The organism is Gordonia alkaliphila (genome assembly GCF_023017165.1).
In the GTDB taxonomy this organism is placed as follows: Bacteria; Actinomycetota; Actinomycetes; order Mycobacteriales; family Mycobacteriaceae; genus Gordonia; species Gordonia alkaliphila.
Genome location: NZ_JALKBW010000001.1, coordinates 2,809,517 through 2,827,872 on the forward strand (window position 1 = coordinate 2,809,517; position 18,356 = coordinate 2,827,872).

The window sequence follows — 18,356 nt, forward strand, 5'->3', positions numbered from 1 at the left end:
CCGACCCACCACCTCATCGGAGAACCCATGTACAACGACCTTCCGGCCGACGTCCGCGCCGGCATTCCCGATTCGGCCCTCGCGCTCAAGCAGATCCAGGCGCGCTACATCCTGCCGTCGTTCATCGAGAACACCCCGAACGGCCAGCGCCAGTACGACCCGTACGCCAAGCTCTTCGAAGAGCGCATCGTCTTCGTCGGCACGCCGATCGACCAGACGGTGGCCAACGACGTGATGGCGCAGCTGCTGGTCCTGGAGAGCCAGGACCCCGACCGCGACATCACCATGTACATCAACTCGCCGGGCGGCAGCGTGCCGGACATGCTGGCGATCTACGACACCATGCAGTACGTGCACTGCGACATCGTCACCGTGTGCCTGGGTGAGGCGGCCTCGGCCGCGGCGATCCTGCTGGCCGGCGGCACCCCGGGCAAGCGCGCCGCGCTGCCCAACGCCACCATCCTGATCCACCAGCCGCGCACCGGCGGCGCGTTCCAGGGCCAGGTCTCTGACCTCGAGATCCAGGCCGCCGAGATCGAGCGGATCCGCAACCGGCTCGACGAGATCCTGGCCCGGCACACCGGCCAGGAGCCGGCCACGATCCGTCGGGACACCGATCGCGACAACATCCTCACCGCCGAGCAGGCCAAGGAATACGGGATCGTCGACGAGGTCTTCGAGTACCGCAAGAAGTCCGCGCGGGCCTAGTCCGGCGGCGCAGCGAGCCGAAGGGCTCGGGTGTCGACACGCCGGGCGATTTCGCCCCGGCAGTGCGTGCCCGAGCCCGTAGGCTCGGAGGTCATCGAGCGGGCGCGGCACGCACAAATCAGTAAGACGAGTAACCAGCGCAGGTACCGTTGAGGTACGCGCCGATCAGGAAGTGGTGGTGGCCCAATGGCACGTATCGGAGATGGCGGCGACCTGCTGAAATGCTCGTTCTGCGGTAAGAGTCAGAAGCAGGTCAAGAAGCTCATCGCGGGTCCCGGGGTGTACATCTGCGACGAGTGCATCGATCTCTGCAACGAGATCATCGAAGAGGAGCTCGCCGAGACCAGCGACGTGAAGCTCGACGAGCTGCCCAAGCCCGCCGAGATCCGCGAATTCCTCGACACCTACGTGGTGGGGCAGGACACGGCCAAGCGGACGCTCGCCGTGGCCGTCTACAACCACTACAAGCGCATTCAGGCCGGGGAGAAGAAGGACGCGCGCGGCACCGAGTCGGTGGAGCTCGCCAAGTCGAACATCCTGATGCTCGGCCCCACCGGCTGCGGCAAGACCTACCTCGCCCAGACGCTGGCCAAGATGCTGAACGTGCCGTTCGCCATCGCCGACGCCACCGCGCTGACCGAGGCCGGCTACGTCGGTGAGGATGTGGAGAACATCCTGCTGAAGCTGATCCAGGCCGCCGACTACGACGTCAAGCGCGCCGAGACCGGCATCATCTACATCGACGAGGTCGACAAGGTGGCGCGCAAGAGCGAGAACCCGTCGATCACCCGCGACGTGTCCGGTGAAGGCGTGCAGCAGGCGCTGCTGAAGATCCTGGAGGGCACGCAGGCATCGGTGCCGCCGCAGGGCGGCCGCAAGCACCCGCACCAGGAGTTCATCCAGATCGACACCACTAACGTGCTGTTCATCGTGGCCGGCGCCTTCGCGGGCCTGGACAAGATCGTCGGCGAGCGTGTCGGCAAGCGCGGCATCGGTTTCGGCAACGAGGTGACCAGCAAGAACGAGATCGACACCTCCGATCACTTCGCCGAGGTGATGCCCGAGGACCTGATCAAGTTCGGGCTGATCCCGGAGTTCATCGGCCGCCTGCCGATGATCGCCTCGGTGACCAACCTCGACAAGGACGCGCTGGTCTCGATCCTGTCCGAGCCGAAGAACGCACTGGTCAAGCAGTACTGCAAGCTCTTCGACATGGACAACGTGGAGTTGGAGTTCACCCCGGACGCGCTGGAGGCGGTCGCCGATCAGGCCATCCACCGCGGCACCGGCGCCCGCGGACTCCGCGCCATCATGGAGGAGGTGCTGCTCCCGGTGATGTACGACATCCCCAGCCGCACCGACGTCGCCAAGGTGGTCGTCACCGGGGAGACCGTGCGGGACAACGTCCTGCCCACCGTGGTGCCGCACAAGAAGCGCGAGCCCCGCGAGAAGTCGGCCTGACCCGACGTCGCCGCCAGCACTCGATCGCCCGGACCGCACACGGTCCGGGCGTTCGTTTTTCGCTACCGTGTGACCCATGGGTATCTCACGACGATCCACTGTCCGCCGCAACGCCGCTCGGGGCGCGGGAGGTCTGCTCGTGGCGGTGGCCGCCGCCGCGACGCTCACCGCCTGCGGTGATTCGGGCGACGACGCCGACGAGCTGACGGTGCCGGTGAAGAACGCCGCGGGCGAGGAGATCGCCACGGCCGAGTTCGAGTTCGCGAACGGCTACGTGACCGTCGAGGTCAAGACCACCCAGCCGGGCAAGTTGACGCCGGGCTTCCACGGCCTGCACGTGCACTCGGTGGGCCTGTGCCAGCCGAACTCGACGGCCCCCGACGGCGGCGAGCCGGGTGACTTCCTGTCGGCGGGCGGCCACTTCCAGGCGCCCGGTCACACCGGCCATCCGTCCAGCGGCGACCTGTCGTCGCTGCAGGTCCGCAACGACGGCTCTGCGCTGCTGGAGACCACCACCAGTTCCTTCACCCGCGCCGACCTGGAAGCCGGCACGGGGACGTCGATCATGATCCATTCCGGCAGCGACAACTTCGCGAACATCCCGGCCGAGCGGTACAAGCAGAACGACGGTACGCCCGGCCCCGACGCCAAGACCATGGCGACCGGCGACGCGGGTTCGCGGGTGGCGTGCGGCGTGATCTCGGCGGGCGCGCAGCAGTAGCGCCGATCCCGGCGATCGCCCTTGCCGCGACCGCCCGTGCAGGACAATGGCGAGCATGACTGAGCAGACGCAGCACGGACTGGCCGGAATCATCCTCGCGGGCGGTCGTTCCCGCCGCATGGGGCAAGACAAGGCGGCCCTGGAATGGGACGGCCGCCCCATGCTGAACGTCATCGCCGACGCCATCGGCGCCCGCTGCCGCCCGGTGCTCGTGGCGGCGGCGGAGTCGTCGCAGGCCTACGCGGAGCTGGGCGCGGACTCCGATCTCACCTGGATCACCGACGAGCAGGTCGGCGCCGGACCGCTCGGCGGCATCGTCGCGGCCCTCACCGCGGCGAAGGAAGCCGGTGCGGCGGCGGCCTTCGTCTGCGCCACCGACATGCCGCTGGTCGGCGCCGAGCTCGTCGACGAACTGCTGCGCGCGCTGACCAGCTCGCCCGACGTGGTGATCGCCCACGAGGGCGGCCGCGATCATCCGATGGCCGGGATCTACCGGGTGCGGGCGCTCCCGGTCTTCGAGGAACTGGTGGAGCAGGGCGAACTGCTGATGACCAATGCGCTCGACGCGGTCCTCACGCATCGCGTCGGTGTCAGCGATCCGCGTTGGCTCACCAACATCGACGCCCCCGAAGACCTGCACCGCCTGCGCGCCGGCGCCTGATCCACAGCGTCTGCCGTCTGCTGCAGTCACCATGCGACTGCAGCAGACGGCAGATCGCATCCGGGGCGGTAACGCTGGGGTGTGGCAGTGCGAAGTAGTGGGTACAGCACTCCGGCTGTCACCGACGGGAGGTCGGCCATGTCGATCATCAGCAAGCGAATCATCGCGGCAGCCGGAGCGGGGGTGGCGGCGCTCGCAGCGGGCACGCTGGCCGCGGCGCCCGCTGCGGCCGCACCGCTTCCCGTGCAGCAGGTCCCGGCTCAGGGGATCCTGTCCATGGGGCTCGGCAACTGGAGCGGGTACGCGGCGTCGATCCGGATCGAGACCACCGGCAGGCCCGGGCAGGTGGCACTGAGCGCACCCGGCGGCGCCGCCTGCGGGCGCGGGGCGGCCGGCACGCTGGTGCGGTTCGACTACACCAACCTGACCACCGGTCGCGCCGGCTCGGGCACGGTGCGCCCGTGCACGGGACCGTTCAGCGGCCCGTTGAAGACCACCCTGCACACGGGCGCGGGACAGATCGTCGGCGCCATCAACATCGTCGGCAGCGGTGGGCCCTGGCAGATCCCGGGCGGCGCGACATTCGGCGTTCCGCGCTGAGATCTGCGGCCGGTCGCAGGTGGCGTCGCTGCCCGTGACAGCGGGCTCGGCGGCATTGCCTAGAATGGCGGTGTGAGCACCCCTGACGCGAGCAACTCGCTTCCCGCTGCCTGGAATCCCGCTGAACACGAGGAATCGCTGTACGACGGCTGGGTAGCGGCCGGGTACTTCACCGCCGACCCGACCAGCGACAAGCCCGGCTATTCGATCGTGCTGCCGCCGCCGAATGTGACCGGCTCGCTGCACATGGGCCACGCACTGGACCACACCCTGATGGACACCCTCACGCGCCGCAAGCGCATGCAGGGCTTCGAGGTGCTGTGGCTGCCCGGCATGGACCACGCGGGTATCGCGACGCAGAACATCGTCGCGCGCCAGCTCGCCGAGGCCGGGACCAGTAGGGAAGAGCTCGGCCGGGAAGCCTTCATCGAGAAGGTCTGGGAGTGGAAGGCCCAGTCCGGCGGCACCATCGCCGGCCAGATGCGTCGCATCGGCGACGGCGTCGACTGGAGCCGCGACCGGTTCACCATGGACGAGGGCCTCTCGCGCGCGGTGCAGATCATCTTCAAGAAGATGTACGACGACGGCCTGATCTACCGCGCCGAGCGCCTGGTCAACTGGTCGCCGGTGCTGCAGACCGCGATCAGCGACATCGAGGTGAAGTTCGAGGAGGTGGAAGGCGAACTCGTCTCCTTCCGCTACGGCTCGATGAACGACGACGAGCCGCACATCGTGGTGGCCACCACCCGGATGGAGACGATGCTCGGCGACACCGCGATCGCCGTGCACCCCGACGACGAGCGCTACCGCCACCTGGTCGGCACCGAACTCCCGCACCCGTTCCTGGATCGCCTGATCCCGGTGATCGCCGACGACTACGTCGACCCCGAATTCGGTTCCGGCGCCGTGAAGATCACGCCGGCGCACGACCCGAACGACTTCGAGATGGGCCTGCGGCACTCGCTGCCGATGCCGACCATCATGGACAAGGCCGGTCGCCTGGCCGACACCGGCACGCAGTTCGACGGCATGGACCGGTTCGAGGCGCGGGTCAAGGTGCGCGAGGCGCTCGCCGAGCAGGGCCGCATCGTCAAGGAGGTACGGCCGTACCTGCACAGCGTCGGACATTCCGAGCGCTCCGGCGAGAGCATCGAGCCGCGCCTGTCGCTGCAGTGGTGGGTCAAGGTCGACGCGCTCGCCAAGGCCGCCGGGGACGCGGTCCGCAACGGCGAGACCGTGATCCACCCCAAGAGCCAGGAACCGCGCTGGTTCGACTGGGTCGACAACATGCATGACTGGACCATCTCGCGCCAGCTGTGGTGGGGCCATCGCATCCCGATCTGGTACGGCCCGGACGGTGAAGTGGGCTGCTTCGGCCCCGACGAGCAGGCACCCGAGGGCTGGGTGCAGGACCCGGACGTCCTGGACACCTGGTTCTCGTCCGGCCTGTGGCCGTTCTCCACCATGGGCTGGCCCGAGCGCACCGACGAACTCGACAAGTTCTATCCCACGTCGGTGCTGGTCACCGGCTACGACATCCTGTTCTTCTGGGTGGCCCGGATGATGATGTTCGGCACCTACGTGGGCGGGCTCGACGACGCCGGTCTCGCCGGGCGCACGGCCGCCGTGCCGTTCGAGAACGTCTTCCTGCACGGCCTGGTGCGTGACGAGCACGGCAGCAAGATGAGCAAGTCCAAGGGCAACGGCATCGACCCGCTCGACTGGGTGGACCGCTTCGGCGCGGACGCGCTGCGCTTCACGCTGGCCCGCGGCGCCAACCCGGGCAGCGACATTTCGGTGGGCGAGTCCAACGCGCAGAGCGCCCGCAACTTCGCCACCAAGCTGTACAACGCCACCAAGTTCGCCATGATGAACGGCGCGCGCCTCGGGGACCTGCCGCCGCGCGAGGACCTCAGCGTGGCCGACCGCTGGATCCTCACCCGCCTCGACGAGGTGCTGGCTCAGGTCGACGAGGGCCTGGACGCCTACGAGTTCTCCAAGGCCTGCGAGGCGCTGTACCACTTCGCGTGGGACGAGGTCTGCGACTGGTACCTGGAGTTGGCCAAGGTGCAGATCCAGTCCGGGCCGGCCGGCGCCGACACCACAGCCGTGGTCCTCGGCACCGTCCTGGACGCACTGCTGCGCGCCCTCTCGCCGGTGATGCCGTTCGTCACCGAGGTGCTGTGGAAGGCGCTGACCGGCGGGGAGTCCGTCGTCGTCGCCGCGTGGCCGCAGCCGTCCGGTGCCCCGCGGGACGACGCCGCCGCCACCGCGATCGACGACCTGCAGAAGCTGATCACCGAGATCCGCCGGTTCCGCAGCGACCAGGGCCTCAACCCGGGTCAGCGCGTGGCCGCACAGGTCACCGGACTCTCCACCGAGCTCGACGGCACCCGGGCCTACCTGAACGCTCTCGCCAAGCTGACGCCCGCCGACGACGACTTCACGGCCACCGCCACCGTCGAGGTGCGGCTGTCGGACTCGATGCCGACCGTGGCGATCGACACCTCCGGACAGGTCGACGTGGCCGCCGAACGCAAGCGCGCCGCCAAGGACCTGGCCGCGGCCGAGAAGGAACTGGCCGGCACCACCGCCAAGCTCGGCAACGAGCAGTTCCTGTCCAAGGCACCCGACGCCGTGGTCGCCAAGATCACCGCGCGCAAGGAGCTCGCCGAGGCCGAGGTGGCCCGACTGACCGCCAAGCTCGCGGAGTTGGAGGCGCGGTGACCTCCGGCGATCAGGCAGCCGAGCTCGCCGAACTGGCGGCGGTCGAGGCCGAACTCGACACCCGCTGGCCGGAGACCAAGATTGAGCCGTCGCTCGCGCGGATCACGGCGCTCATGGAACTGCTGGGCAAACCGCAGCACGCCTACCCGTCGATCCACATCGCCGGCACCAACGGCAAGACGTCGGTCACCCGGATGATCGACTCGCTGCTGCGCGCCTTCAGTCGTCGCACCGGTCGGGTCACCAGCCCGCACCTGCAGTCGGTGACCGAGCGCATCGCGATCGACGGCGAGCCGATCAGCGCCGCCGCCTACGTGGAGACCTATCGGGACATCGAGCCGTACCTGACCATGGTCGACGACTCGTCGACCGCCACCGGCGGCCCGCGGATGAGCAAGTTCGAGGTGCTCACCGCGATGGCCTACGCGGCCTTCGCCGAGGCGCCGGTGGAAGTGGCCGTGGTGGAGACCGGCATGGGCGGACGCTGGGACGCGACCAACGTGATCGACGCCAAGGTCTCGGTCCTCACTCCGATCGCCCTCGACCACGCCGACTACCTCGGCGACACCCTCACCGCGATCGCGGGGGAGAAGGCCGGGATCATCTCGTCCGGCGATCCCGACGCGGTGGTGCCCGACGACCCGGTGACGATCATCGGCGTGCAGCAGCCGGAGGCGATGGAGGTGCTGCTGCGCGCCGCGGTCGACGCGGAAACCATTGTGGCGCGGCAGAATTCAGAGTTCGCCGTGCTCGACGCCGCTACCGCGGTGGGTGGCCAGCTGCTGCGCATCCAGGGGCTCGGCGGCGTCTACGAGGACGTCTTCCTGCCGCTGCACGGGGCGCACCAGGCCGAGAACGCGGCCCTCGCGCTGGCTGCCGTGGAAGCCTTCTTCGGTGCGGGCGCGGACCGGCAGCTCGACGCCGACACCGTGCGCGCCGGCTTCGCCGCGGTGAGCAGCCCCGGTCGTCTGGAGCGGGTCCGCAGTGCGCCGAGCGTCTTCGTCGACGCCGCGCACAACCCGCACGGCGGCGCCGCCCTGGCGCGGTCGCTGACCGAGGAGTTCGACTTCCGGCGGCTGATCGGCGTGATCAGCATGCTCGGCGACAAGGACGCCCGCGGCTTCCTCGGTGAACTCGAGCCGGTCCTGGGCACCGTCGTGATCACCAACAACGGATCACCGCGCGCGGTCGACACCGATCGGCTCGCCGAGATCGCCGAGGAGATCTTCGGCGAGGAACGCGTGGTGATCGAACCCTTCCTGCCCGACGCGGTGGCCGCGGCCATCGGGTTGGCCGAGGAAGGCGAAGACGAGAATCTGTCCGGCGCGGGCGTGGTGATCACCGGATCGGTGGTGACCGCCGGCGCCGGCCGCACCCTGTTCGGCAAGGAGCCCGCATGAGCACCACCCCCGAGTTCTCCGATCCGGTCACCGATCCGTGGAAGGGATTCCGCGGCATCATGGCCGCGGTCCTGATCCTGGAGGCGATCGTGGTGGGCCTGACCTTCCCGGTGGTGGGCACCCTGGCCGGCGGCGTCTCGTGGAATTCCGGGCTCTACCTGGGCTTCGTGTGCCTGATCCTGGTGGTGCTCTCCGGCATGCAGCGGCGGCCGTACGCGCTGCAGATGAATCTGGCCGTGCAGGCGCTGGTGATCTGCGGCGGACTGTTCCACTGGTCCATCGCCGTGGTCGGCGTGGTCTTCAGCTGCGTGTGGGCGTACATCGTCTACATCAAGCGCGACGTGCAGCAGCGCATCGAACACGGCAAGCTGCCCGGTCAGCAACGACTCTGACGTCGACTACACTCGGCGGCAATGATCAATGAGCGTCGGGTGAGTGCGATGGGTGGCAACGTGGCGGTAGCACGCTGGTTCACGGGTGTTCTGGTGGCTGCGGCAGCGGCGACCAGTCTGGCGGCGTCTCCGGCGCTGGCCGCCCCCGACCCGGTGGCACCGACCGCGCCGATGATCGCCGACACCGACGACACCGTGGAGCCCGCCGCGCCGATGCCGGTGCCCACCGGCGCCTTCGGCTACCTGGCGACGCGCAGCGCCACGCTGTGGCTGGCCGACCGTCATCCGGACGACGTCGTCCGCTCCCTGCCGGTGCCGCCGGCCCTCCGGCCGTCGAACGACGCCCTTGCCGCGCAGTTCGAACGCGAACTGGATGCGGCCGTCCGCACCCCGGGTGCATGCGTGCAGATCATCATCGATCCGCAGGCCGGGAGCGGCAATCTGTTCGACTACGGCATCTGGTCGGTGGAGAAGCAGTACTGTCCCGCCTCCTGATCGCGACGGCGGGGCAGCGGAGCATTAGACTGGTGCCTCGTGACTGAACAGACTCTCGTCCTCATCAAGCCCGACGGCGTCGAACGCGGCCTGATCGGCGACGTCATCGCCCGTATCGAGCGCAAGGGCCTGCGCATCGCCGCGCTGGAACTGCGCCAGGTGACCACCGAGGTGGCCTCCGAGCACTACGCCGAGCACGCCGAGCGTCCCTTCTTCAACGACCTGCTGGAGTTCATCACCTCCGCTCCGGTCGTGGCCCTCGTGGCCGAGGGCGAGCGCGCCATCCCCGCGTTCCGTCAGCTGGCCGGCGGCACCGATCCCGTCGAGAAGGCCGCGCCGGGCACCATCCGGGGCGACTTCGGTCTCGAGACCCAGTTCAACATCGTGCACGGCTCGGATTCCCCGGAGTCCGCCGCGCGCGAGATCGCACTCTGGTTTCCCCACCTGAATTCCTGACAGATCACCTGATCAACCTCCCTTCCAGCCTCTGCGACGACGCGGCGGCGCGGGGCGCCGATATCGCGTCGGGTGCGGAATTCGGGTGAACGTGTGGGATACTTGTCCGGTCGGGCCTGTCACACTTTGGCATCCCCGACTCGACAGCGAAGCGCAGTGGCCGTCAACCGGCCGCCGACGTGGACTGTTGTCGAGACAAGCAAGGCGTCTTCCTGGACGCAAAGACCACACAACACCCGGCCGCTCGCGGCCGCACACATATCGCAGGCCCTCGCGTGGCCGCGTCGTCGTTTTCGATGGTGACGCGCCCGGGGGTCTCAAGGAGACCACGTGACTGACAACGGTCGTCGACCGACGCAAACGCGTCGGATACCTCGGCGGAAGCTTTCCCCCCTCGACTCCGCGTGCACGCACTCGCCCGCATGCTGGAAGTGACCAGCCGGGAAGTGCTCGCGCATCTGCAAGAACTGGGCGTGACCGCACGCTCAGCCTCCTCGTCCATCAGCGGCGAGCAGGCCCAATCCGTCGCCGACCGACTGGCGGCGCCAGAAGCACCCGCTGCCGACGAGCAGCCCGTCGCCGACGAATCGGCGCCGGAGGCTCCCGCCCCCGCGGCGGACGTCGCCGTGACCGAATCGCTCTTCTCCGCGATCGTGGTGGAGGAGCCGACGACGGCCGCTGCGGGTGTCGCCGAGACCGCTCCGCTGTTCCTGCCGCCCACCGCGCCGGTGGAGCCGACCCAGCCCAAGAGCCCCGAGCCCCAGAGCACCGAGGCCAAGAGCACCGAGGCCAAGAGCACCGAGGCCAAGAGCACCGAGCCCAAGGCCGAAACGCCCGAGGCCGACACGGCTGCGTCCGAGGACAAGCCCGCCGAAGCCGCCGCCGACGAAGCGCAGACCGACGAAGCGCAGACCGACGAGAGCGCCGAGTCCGACAGCGACAACGGCGAGAACGGTGAGGGCGAGGCCAGCGGTTCGCAGCGCGCCCGCCGTCGTCGTCGTGGACGTCGTGGACGCGGTCGTGGCCGCGGCGACGCTGCCGAGACCGACGGGGACGACAACGACGACGCGACCGCCGACAAGGCCGACGCCGGCGCCGGGGAGTCCGCCGCGGCCGCGGCCGCCGCCGACCAGCCCGAGGCCGAGCAGACCGAGTCTGAGAAGACCGAGTCCGCGGAGACCGGCAGCGGCGAATCCTCGGCCGACGAGTCCGCCGAGGACACGAAGGACGACGAGAACGGCGACAGCGCCACCGACGACGCCACTCAGGACGACGAGTCCGAGGACGGCGACGACTCCACCACCCCGAGCAGCAAGCGTCGTCGGCGTCGCCGACGTCGTCGCAGCGGCTCGGACAGCGGCAGCGAGGACGAGGCCGCCTCCGACGACCCGCCCAACACCGTGGTGCACGAGCGCGAGCCGCGTGCCCGTCGCCAGCGCGACGAGGTGCAGGGCATCTCCGGTTCCACGCGCCTGGAAGCCAAGCGTCAGCGCCGCCGGGACGGCCGCGATGCCGGTCGTCGTCGTCCGCCGATCCTGTCGGAGTCGGAGTTCCTGGCCCGCCGCGAATCCGTCGAACGCGTGATGGTGGTCCGCGAGCGCAAGGTGGATCCGGCCGCGGCCGCCGCCGATCCGCACCTGCCCGCCAAGGACTACACACAGGTCGCCGTGCTCGAGGACGGCGTGCTGGTGGAGCACTTCGTGACCACCGAGACCTCGCAGTCGATGGTCGGCAACATCTACCTCGGCCGCGTGCAGAACGTACTGCCCGGCATGGAGGCGGCCTTCGTCGACATCGGGCGCGGCCGCAACGGCGTGCTGTACGCCGGTGAGGTCAACTGGGAGGCGGCCGGTCTCAACGGCGGCGCCCGCAAGATCGAGCAGGCTCTCAAGCCCGGCGACTCGGTGCTGGTGCAGGTCAGCAAGGATCCGGTGGGCCACAAGGGTGCGCGCCTGACCACGCAGATCTCGCTCGCCGGCCGCTACCTGGTGTACGTGCCCGGCGGCACGTCGACCGGCATCAGCCGCAAGCTCCCCGACACCGAGCGCAGGCGCCTCAAGTCGATCCTGACCAAGCTGGTGCCCGACGAGGCCGGCGTGATCATCCGCACCGCCTCCGAGGGCGTCAGCGCCGAGGAGCTCGGCGCCGACATCACCCGCCTGGAAGAGCAGTGGAAGGGCATCGAGGCGGCGGCCGCCGAACACCAGGCCAAGGCCTCGGGCACCACTCGTGCGATGTACGAGGAGCCCGACCTGCTGGTCCGCGTGGTCCGCGACCTGTTCAACGAGGACTTCACCAAGCTCGTCGTCGAAGGCGACCGGGCGTGGGATCAGGTCTCCGGGTACGTGGGTCGAGTCGCGCCGGATCTGTCCGAGCGCGTCTCGCAGTTCACCAAGGACACCCCGACGGCGGCCGACTCGTTCGGCGTCTACCGGATCGACGAGCAGCTGGCCAAGGCGCTCGACCGCAAGGTCTGGCTGCCCTCGGGCGGCACGCTGATCATCGAGCACACCGAGGCCATGACCGTGGTCGACGTCAACACCGGCAAGTTCACCGGTGCCGGCGGCAACCTCGAAGAGACCGTGACCCGCAACAACTTGGAAGCGGCCGAGGAGATCGTCCGCCAGATGCGTCTGCGCGACATCGGCGGCATGATCATCGTCGACTTCATCGACATGGTCCTCGAGTCCAACCGCGACCTGGTGCTGCGTCGTCTCACCGAGGCGCTGGCCCGGGACCGCACCCGCCATCAGGTGTCCGAAGTGACGTCGCTGGGTCTGGTGCAGATGACGCGTAAGCGTCTGGGCACCGGCCTGCTCGAAGCCTTCTCCACCACCTGCACCACGTGCCACGGGCGGGGTCTGATCGTGCATACCAATCCGGTGGAGGTGCGGACCGGGGGCGACGACTCCACGCGCGGCGACGCCGGTGGCAGCAAGCGGTCCCGGCGCAGCAAGCGTCGCTCGGACAAGCCGGACACTCCCGGCGAGGGCGGGGCGTCGGAAGCCAAGGCGCCCGAGGCGAAGGCGCCGCACAAGCCGGCCGCCGAGCACCCGATGTTCAAGTCGATGGCCCATCACGACGAGGACGAGGCCGCGGACGCCGCCGAGAACTCGGTCGTGGCGGACACGCCCGTCGCTGACCAGCAGGTCGACGACAAGCCCGCACAGGCCGAGCGGACCGAGAGCAAGCGCCCCGAGCGTCAGCGCACCGACAGTACGCGCGCCGAGAGCGCGCCCGTCGCGCAGCAGGTCGTCGAACCGGCTGTCGTCGCGGAGCCCGTCGTCGAGGACGCACCGTCCGAGCCGGCGGGTCCGGTGGTGACTCGACGTCGTCGGGTCCGTCGTGCCGTGGCGCCGAGCGCTCCGGCCGAGCCCGTGGTGATCACCACCGAAGCGCCGGTCACCACCGGGGCGGCGGCGCCGACCACCGAACCGGTGGTCGAGATCACGCGCCGGCCGCGTCGACGCGGTGGCCGACGGTCGGCGGGGGCGTCGACGCAGGAATAGTCGGCGTGGCGGGTTTGACCTGCTCGAGCTTCCTGCCGTAACCTTGGCAGGTCGCCTCCGATCGGCGAGCGCGCTTGTGCGCGCAGCGATCGGGGGATCTCCGGATGGAGCCGGAGGCGCAAGAACAATGAGGTAACGCCGGACGCAGACCCTGCGCCCCGGCCCGATAGACGAGTTAAGAGGACAGCGGGAATGGCAACCTACGCCATCGTCAAGACCGGCGGTAAGCAGTACAAGGTCGCCGAGGGCGACATCGTGAAGGTCGAGAAGATCGAGGTCGAGCCCGGTGGCTCGGTGACCCTGCCGGTGGTGCTCGTCGTCGACGGCGCGAACATGACCACCGACGCCGACGCGCTGGCCAAGATCTCGGCTACCGCCGAGGTCGTCGAGCACGTCAAGGGCCCGAAGATCCGGATCCACAAGTTCAAGAACAAGACCGGGTACCACAAGCGCCAGGGTCACCGTCAGCCGCTGACGGTCATCAAGGTCACCGGCATCAACTGACACCCAGTCGTAGAAGATCTTTAGGAGGTCTGAACAATGGCAAGTAAGAAGGGCGCGTCCAGCACGCGCAACGGTCGCGATTCCAACGCCCAGCGACTGGGCGTGAAGCGCTTCGGTGGCCAGCAGGTCAGCGCGGGCGAGATCCTGGTCCGCCAGCGCGGCACCAAGTTCCACCCGGGCGTCAACGTGGGTCGCGGTGGCGACGACACGCTGTTCGCTCTGGCTGCCGGCGCCGTGGAGTTCGGCTCCAAGCGCGGCCGCAAGACCGTGAACATCGTCCCGGAACCGGCTGCGGTCTGATTCTGCGACGTCACGCATAAGCTCGAAGCCGAGAGGGCGGGGCAGGGTCTACTCAAGATCCCTGACCCGCCCTGTCGCATTTCTTACCTAGTTTTCTTGTCCAGGAGGGCAGCGTCATGTCGAGGTTCATCGACCGGGTGACCATCGATGCGGTGGCCGGCAACGGCGGGCACGGTTGTTCCTCGGTGCACCGTGAGAAGTTCAAGCCGCTCGGTGGCCCCGACGGCGGCAACGGCGGCAGCGGCGGCGACGTCGTGCTGGTCGTCGATCCGCAGGTGCACACCCTGCTGGACTTCCACTTCCGCCCGCACGCCCGCGCCGGCAACGGTCGCCCGGGTGAGGGCGGCAATCGCAGCGGCGCCAACGGCGAGGGCCTGCGGCTGCATGTGCCCGACGGCACCGTGGTCCTGGACACCGACGGCAACATCCTGGCCGACTTGGTCGGGGAGGGCACCGAATTCATCGCAGGCAAGGGCGGCCGCGGCGGTCTGGGCAACGCGGCACTCGCGTCCCGCGCCCGCAAGGCGCCCGGCTTCGCCCTGCTCGGCGAGCCCGGCGAAGAACGCGAACTGGTCCTCGAACTCAAGTCGGTGGCCGACGTCGGCCTCGTCGGCTTCCCGTCGGCGGGCAAGTCGTCGTTGGTGTCGGTCCTCTCGGCCGCCAAGCCGAAGATCGCCGACTATCCGTTCACCACGCTCGCGCCGAATCTCGGCGTCGTGACGGCGGGGGAGGACACCTTCACCGTCGCCGACGTCCCCGGACTGATCCCGGGCGCCTCGCAGGGCCGCGGGCTGGGCCTGGACTTCCTGCGCCACCTCGAGCGCTGCGCCGTGCTGGCCCACGTCGTCGACTGCGCGACCCTGGAACCCGGTCGCGACCCGATCTCCGACATCGACGCCCTCGAAGCCGAACTGGCCGCGTACCAGCCGGTGCTCGCCGAGGACCATTCGCTCGGCGACCTCGCGAGCCGTCCGCGCATCGTGGTGCTGAACAAGGTGGACATCCCCGAGGCCGACGAACTCGCCGACCTCGTGGAAGCCGACATCGCCGAGCGCGGCTGGCCGGTCTTCCGCGTCTCCGCGGTGGCCCAGAAGGGTCTGTCCGAACTGAAGTACGCGCTCGCCGCGATGGTCCGCGAGTACCGACGCGCCCACGCCGAGCCGGTCGCCAAGCGCGCCGTGATCCGTCCGAAGCCGGTCGACCGTGCCGAGTTCACCATCGTCGACGATCCCGAGATCCCGGGCGGCTTCATCGTCCGCGGCGAACGCCCGGAGCGCTGGATCCGGCAGACGCAGTTCGAGAACGACGAGGCGGTGGGCTACCTGGCCGACCGTTTGAACCGACTCGGGGTGGAAGATGCTCTGGTCAAGCGCGGTGCCAAGACCGGCGCCGCGGTGACCATCGCCGGAGTGACCTTCGACTGGGAGCCGTCGGTGCCGATGGCCGACGACGTGCCGCTCACCGGACGCGGCACCGACATCCGCCTCGAGCGCAACGAGCGTATCGGCGCCGCCGAGCGCAAGGCCGCCCGCAAGCTGCGCCGCCAGCGCGCCGACGAGGCCGACGGCGAGAGCCTGGGCTGGTCCGACGAGGACGACGACCTCGATGAGTGAGGTGCGCGCAGCCATCGCGCAGGCGCGCACCATCGTGGTCAAGATCGGCTCGTCGGCCATCACCGACCTGGACACCGGCATCGACCACGCCCGTCTCGATTCGCTGGTCGACGCACTGGAAGCGCGGATGCGCGCGGGCAGTGACGTGGTGGTCGTCTCCTCGGGCGCCGTGGGTGCCGGGATCGCGCCGCTGGGTTTGAAGAAGCGGCCGACCGATCTGGCCACCAAGCAGGCCGCCGCCAGCGTCGGCCAGTTGAAGCTCGCGCAGGCCTGGGATGCGTCCTTCGCCCGCTACGACCGCACCGTGGGGCAGGTCCTGCTGACAGCCGACGACGTGTCGAACCGGGCGCACCACGCCAACGCCCAGCGCACCCTGGATCGTCTGCGCGCCCTGCACGCGGTGGCCGTGGTCAACGAGAACGACACCGTCGCCACCAACGAACTGCGCTTCGGCGACAACGATCGCCTCGGTGCGCTGGTCGCGCACCTGACGGTCGCCGACGCGCTCGTGCTGCTCTCCGACGTCGACGGGCTGTACACCGGGGATCCGCGCAAGCCGGGTCCGGACGGGCAGCCCGCACGGCTGATCGCCGAGGTGTCCGGTCCGGAGGATCTGGACGGGGTGATCGCCGGCAGCGGCGGCGCCCTCGGGACCGGCGGCATGGCCTCCAAACTGTCCGCCGCCCGTCTGGCCGCCGACTCCGGTGTCCCGGTGCTGCTCGCCGCCGCGGCCGATGCGAATCATGCGCTGGCGGATGCCTCCGTCGGCACGGTCTTCGCGGCCCGCCCGCAGCGACTGTCGGCCCGGCGATTCTGGGTCCGTCACGCGGCAGAAGCCTTGGGCCGCTTGACGATCGACGCCGGAGCGGTCGAGGCCGTCGTCGGTCGACGTCGTTCCCTCCTGGCCGCCGGGGTGACCGGCGTGAGCGGTGGCTTCTCCAGCGGCGACGTGGTGGAACTGGCCGGCCCGGACGGGACGGTGTGTGCGCGCGGTGTGGTGTCCTTCGACGCCGACGACATCGCGACCATGGCCGGCAAGTCCACCGACGACCTCCCGTCGGACCTGAGCCGACCGGTGATCCACGCCGACCAGCTGGTGCGCACCTAGAACGGCGGTACGTACCTAGAACGGTGGTGCGTCGCAGGCTTCGGAGGCACGACGGCGTGCGTTACGGAGGCGAGCTCGGGTGGCGCGGCGCCAGGCGTGCTTGTACGCGGTAGCGGCTCTACGGCCGCCCCCGGAAGTGCACGCATCGGCCGGAGCCCGCGCAGTGAACGCGTCGCCGGGATCGGCCGGTTCGGGCGGAGCCTGGGCCAGGTGATCGCAGCGCAGTTCCGCCAGTTGCGGCACCAGCCACTGGTTGGGTGCGGCGGTGTCCACGCCGATCCCGCACCGAAGAGTCATGGACGTCCACACCGTGCCGTCCTCGGCCACCCACAGGTCGTCGACCCATCCCTCTTCTGGATTACGTTCGCCCAGAAAAGTCTTCAGCAGATGATGGGTCTTGCACTTGGGGCCGATATTGCAGAGACACGTCGGCCCGCCGGAAGCCGGGCAGACGTGATCGAATTCTTCGATGTGGTCGAGTTCGCAGTTCCAGGCCGGTCGTTCGCAGCCGGGGACGGTGCAGGTGGCGAACAGGCCGCGCACCAGATTGTCCAGGGCGGCGGTGGGCCGGTAGGGGTCGGCCGGTTGGCTGGTGTGGACGATCCGCGCGGGGCGAGGACGGTCCGGGTCCGGAGCTTGTTCGGTCAGGTCGTCCAGATCCAGGTCGCGCACGGTGGCGTCGTCGCGGCGGGCCAGATCGCGGGCGTGATCGGCGCTGATGGGACCGTAGCCGTCGAGGTAGGCGGGCTCGTCGTCGGCGCCGTCGAGCGTGGACTTCTGGCAGACCGCGTGGATGACGATCCGCGCCTGCCGGTCCGAGATCTCCTGCTCGCCCAAGGTGCTCACGCAGGTCGACGAGTCCGGGCACTCGCAGCGGAACGCCAGGCCGCGTAGGCGCGCGATCGCCGCGGCGGAGCGCCGCTGCCCCACGGTGCGCGGATCATGCGGGCAGACACCCTCGGCGAGGGCGTTGACGGCCGCCAGGGCGAGCTGGATCTCCTCCGCATCGGCGGTCACGTGGAGGCCGCCCAGCCCGTCCGGGTAGTCGCGGCCGGTGACATTCTTCCGTTTCTGTGCCTTCTCCCGGCGCCGCCGCACGGCGTCACCGTCGTGCCGGGTGACGATCCGGTCCGCGATCCTGCGGGCACTGGCGTCGGAGATGTGTCCGGCGCCGGCGATGGCTTGGCAGAGGTCGGCATCGACCGCGGCGACCAACGCGGGATCGTCGACGATGTCGGTCCGGTCGACGACGGTGTCGAACATCGTCCGACTGACGATGCCCTCGCGAAGTAGCTGCGCCGTCTTCGGCAGACGCTCGGACATCGTGACGGCGCGACCGACCAGCGATCGTGCCTCCGAGTCGCGGACGGCGAACAGGACGGCGACTTCGGCGGTCGCGACGGTGTAGGGGTCGAACAGGTCCTTCTGCTCGCCGCCGCCGCGCACGGCATCGTCGAGCTTGGCCAACGCGATGTCGAGGAACTCACCGATCGCGGTCAGTTGCGCCCAATACAGATAGGACTGGCCACGATGCGCATTGGCGGCGAACAGCAACCAGTCGTGGCATTGCGTGCGCTCATCGTCGTCGGGCTCCGGTGGGACCATCCCCGCGGGGGAGAGGTCCACGCGATTCCACGGCGAGCTGCGATCGATGTGAACCATGTCGACCCCCTGCCGTATCGGATCACGCGCATCGGCTCA

Annotated in this window: 16 protein-coding genes; 15 read left to right on the forward strand and 1 reads right to left on the reverse strand. The window is 69.5% G+C overall.

Translation table 11 applies throughout. From position 1 onward, the window contains the following. The first annotated feature begins 27 nt into the window (after positions 1-27). From MUG78_RS12710 to proB, 15 genes are all read left to right on the forward strand, one after another. Positions 28-708, forward strand: coding sequence for an ATP-dependent Clp protease proteolytic subunit (locus MUG78_RS12710; RefSeq protein ID WP_246995310.1), 681 nt, complete (start codon positions 28-30; stop codon positions 706-708). A gap of 186 nt (positions 709-894) precedes the next feature. After that, positions 895-2,169, forward strand: a complete 1,275-nt coding sequence (gene clpX / locus MUG78_RS12715) for an ATP-dependent Clp protease ATP-binding subunit ClpX (RefSeq protein ID WP_246995311.1) — start codon at positions 895-897, stop codon at positions 2,167-2,169. Positions 2,170-2,245: 76 nt separating this feature from the next. Continuing rightward, positions 2,246-2,890, forward strand: a complete 645-nt coding sequence (gene sodC, locus MUG78_RS12720; protein ID WP_246995313.1) for a superoxide dismutase[Cu-Zn] — start codon at positions 2,246-2,248, stop codon at positions 2,888-2,890. A gap of 55 nt (positions 2,891-2,945) precedes the next feature. Next, entirely contained in the window at positions 2,946-3,551 is a 606-nt protein-coding gene (locus tag MUG78_RS12725) for a molybdenum cofactor guanylyltransferase (protein WP_246995316.1), read from the forward strand. Between the two features lie 138 nt (positions 3,552-3,689). Beyond that, a complete protein-coding gene (locus tag MUG78_RS12730) occupies positions 3,690-4,151 on the forward strand; it encodes a hypothetical protein (protein WP_246995318.1) in 462 nt (153 codons plus the stop codon). 72 nt (positions 4,152-4,223) lie between these two features. Beyond that, positions 4,224-6,878 (forward strand): valine--tRNA ligase, encoded by a 2,655-nt coding sequence (locus MUG78_RS12735; RefSeq protein WP_246995320.1) that lies wholly within the window; start codon positions 4,224-4,226, stop codon positions 6,876-6,878. Further along, entirely contained in the window at positions 6,875-8,278 is a 1,404-nt protein-coding gene (gene folC / locus MUG78_RS12740) for a bifunctional tetrahydrofolate synthase/dihydrofolate synthase (protein WP_246995322.1), read from the forward strand. Before MUG78_RS12735 ends, folC begins: the two co-directional genes overlap by 4 nt. Beyond that, positions 8,275-8,670 (forward strand): DUF4233 domain-containing protein, encoded by a 396-nt coding sequence (locus MUG78_RS12745; RefSeq protein ID WP_246995324.1) that lies wholly within the window; start codon positions 8,275-8,277, stop codon positions 8,668-8,670. Before folC ends, MUG78_RS12745 begins: the two co-directional genes overlap by 4 nt. A 21-nt stretch (positions 8,671-8,691) precedes the next feature. Further along, complete coding sequence (locus MUG78_RS12750; protein WP_246995327.1) at positions 8,692-9,165, forward strand: hypothetical protein; 474 nt, start codon at positions 8,692-8,694, stop codon at positions 9,163-9,165. Between the two features lie 39 nt (positions 9,166-9,204). Then, on the forward strand, positions 9,205-9,621 hold the full coding sequence (gene ndk, locus MUG78_RS12755; protein WP_246995329.1) for a nucleoside-diphosphate kinase: 417 nt from the start codon (positions 9,205-9,207) through the stop codon (positions 9,619-9,621). Between the two features lie 404 nt (positions 9,622-10,025). Further along, on the forward strand, positions 10,026-13,130 hold the full coding sequence (locus MUG78_RS12760) for an Rne/Rng family ribonuclease (RefSeq protein ID WP_246995331.1): 3,105 nt from the start codon (positions 10,026-10,028) through the stop codon (positions 13,128-13,130). Between the two features lie 192 nt (positions 13,131-13,322). Next, positions 13,323-13,634 carry a 50S ribosomal protein L21 gene (gene rplU, locus MUG78_RS12765; RefSeq protein WP_246995333.1) on the forward strand — a complete coding sequence of 104 codons (312 nt, stop codon included), beginning with the start codon at positions 13,323-13,325 and terminating at the stop codon, positions 13,632-13,634. 36 nt (positions 13,635-13,670) lie between these two features. Then, positions 13,671-13,934, forward strand: coding sequence for a 50S ribosomal protein L27 (gene rpmA / locus MUG78_RS12770; protein ID WP_246995335.1), 264 nt, complete (start codon positions 13,671-13,673; stop codon positions 13,932-13,934). A gap of 116 nt (positions 13,935-14,050) precedes the next feature. Continuing rightward, positions 14,051-15,547 carry a GTPase ObgE gene (obgE, locus tag MUG78_RS12775; protein ID WP_246995337.1) on the forward strand — a complete coding sequence of 499 codons (1,497 nt, stop codon included), beginning with the start codon at positions 14,051-14,053 and terminating at the stop codon, positions 15,545-15,547. Next, on the forward strand, positions 15,540-16,655 hold the full coding sequence (proB, locus tag MUG78_RS12780; protein ID WP_246995339.1) for a glutamate 5-kinase: 1,116 nt from the start codon (positions 15,540-15,542) through the stop codon (positions 16,653-16,655). Before obgE ends, proB begins: the two co-directional genes overlap by 8 nt. Positions 16,656-16,670: 15 nt before the next feature. On the opposite strand, the gene MUG78_RS12785 is transcribed toward proB, so the two are convergent. Next, positions 16,671-18,317, reverse strand: coding sequence for an HNH endonuclease signature motif containing protein (locus tag MUG78_RS12785; RefSeq protein WP_246995341.1), 1,647 nt, complete (start codon positions 18,315-18,317; stop codon positions 16,671-16,673). Positions 18,318-18,356: the final 39 nt, after the last annotated feature.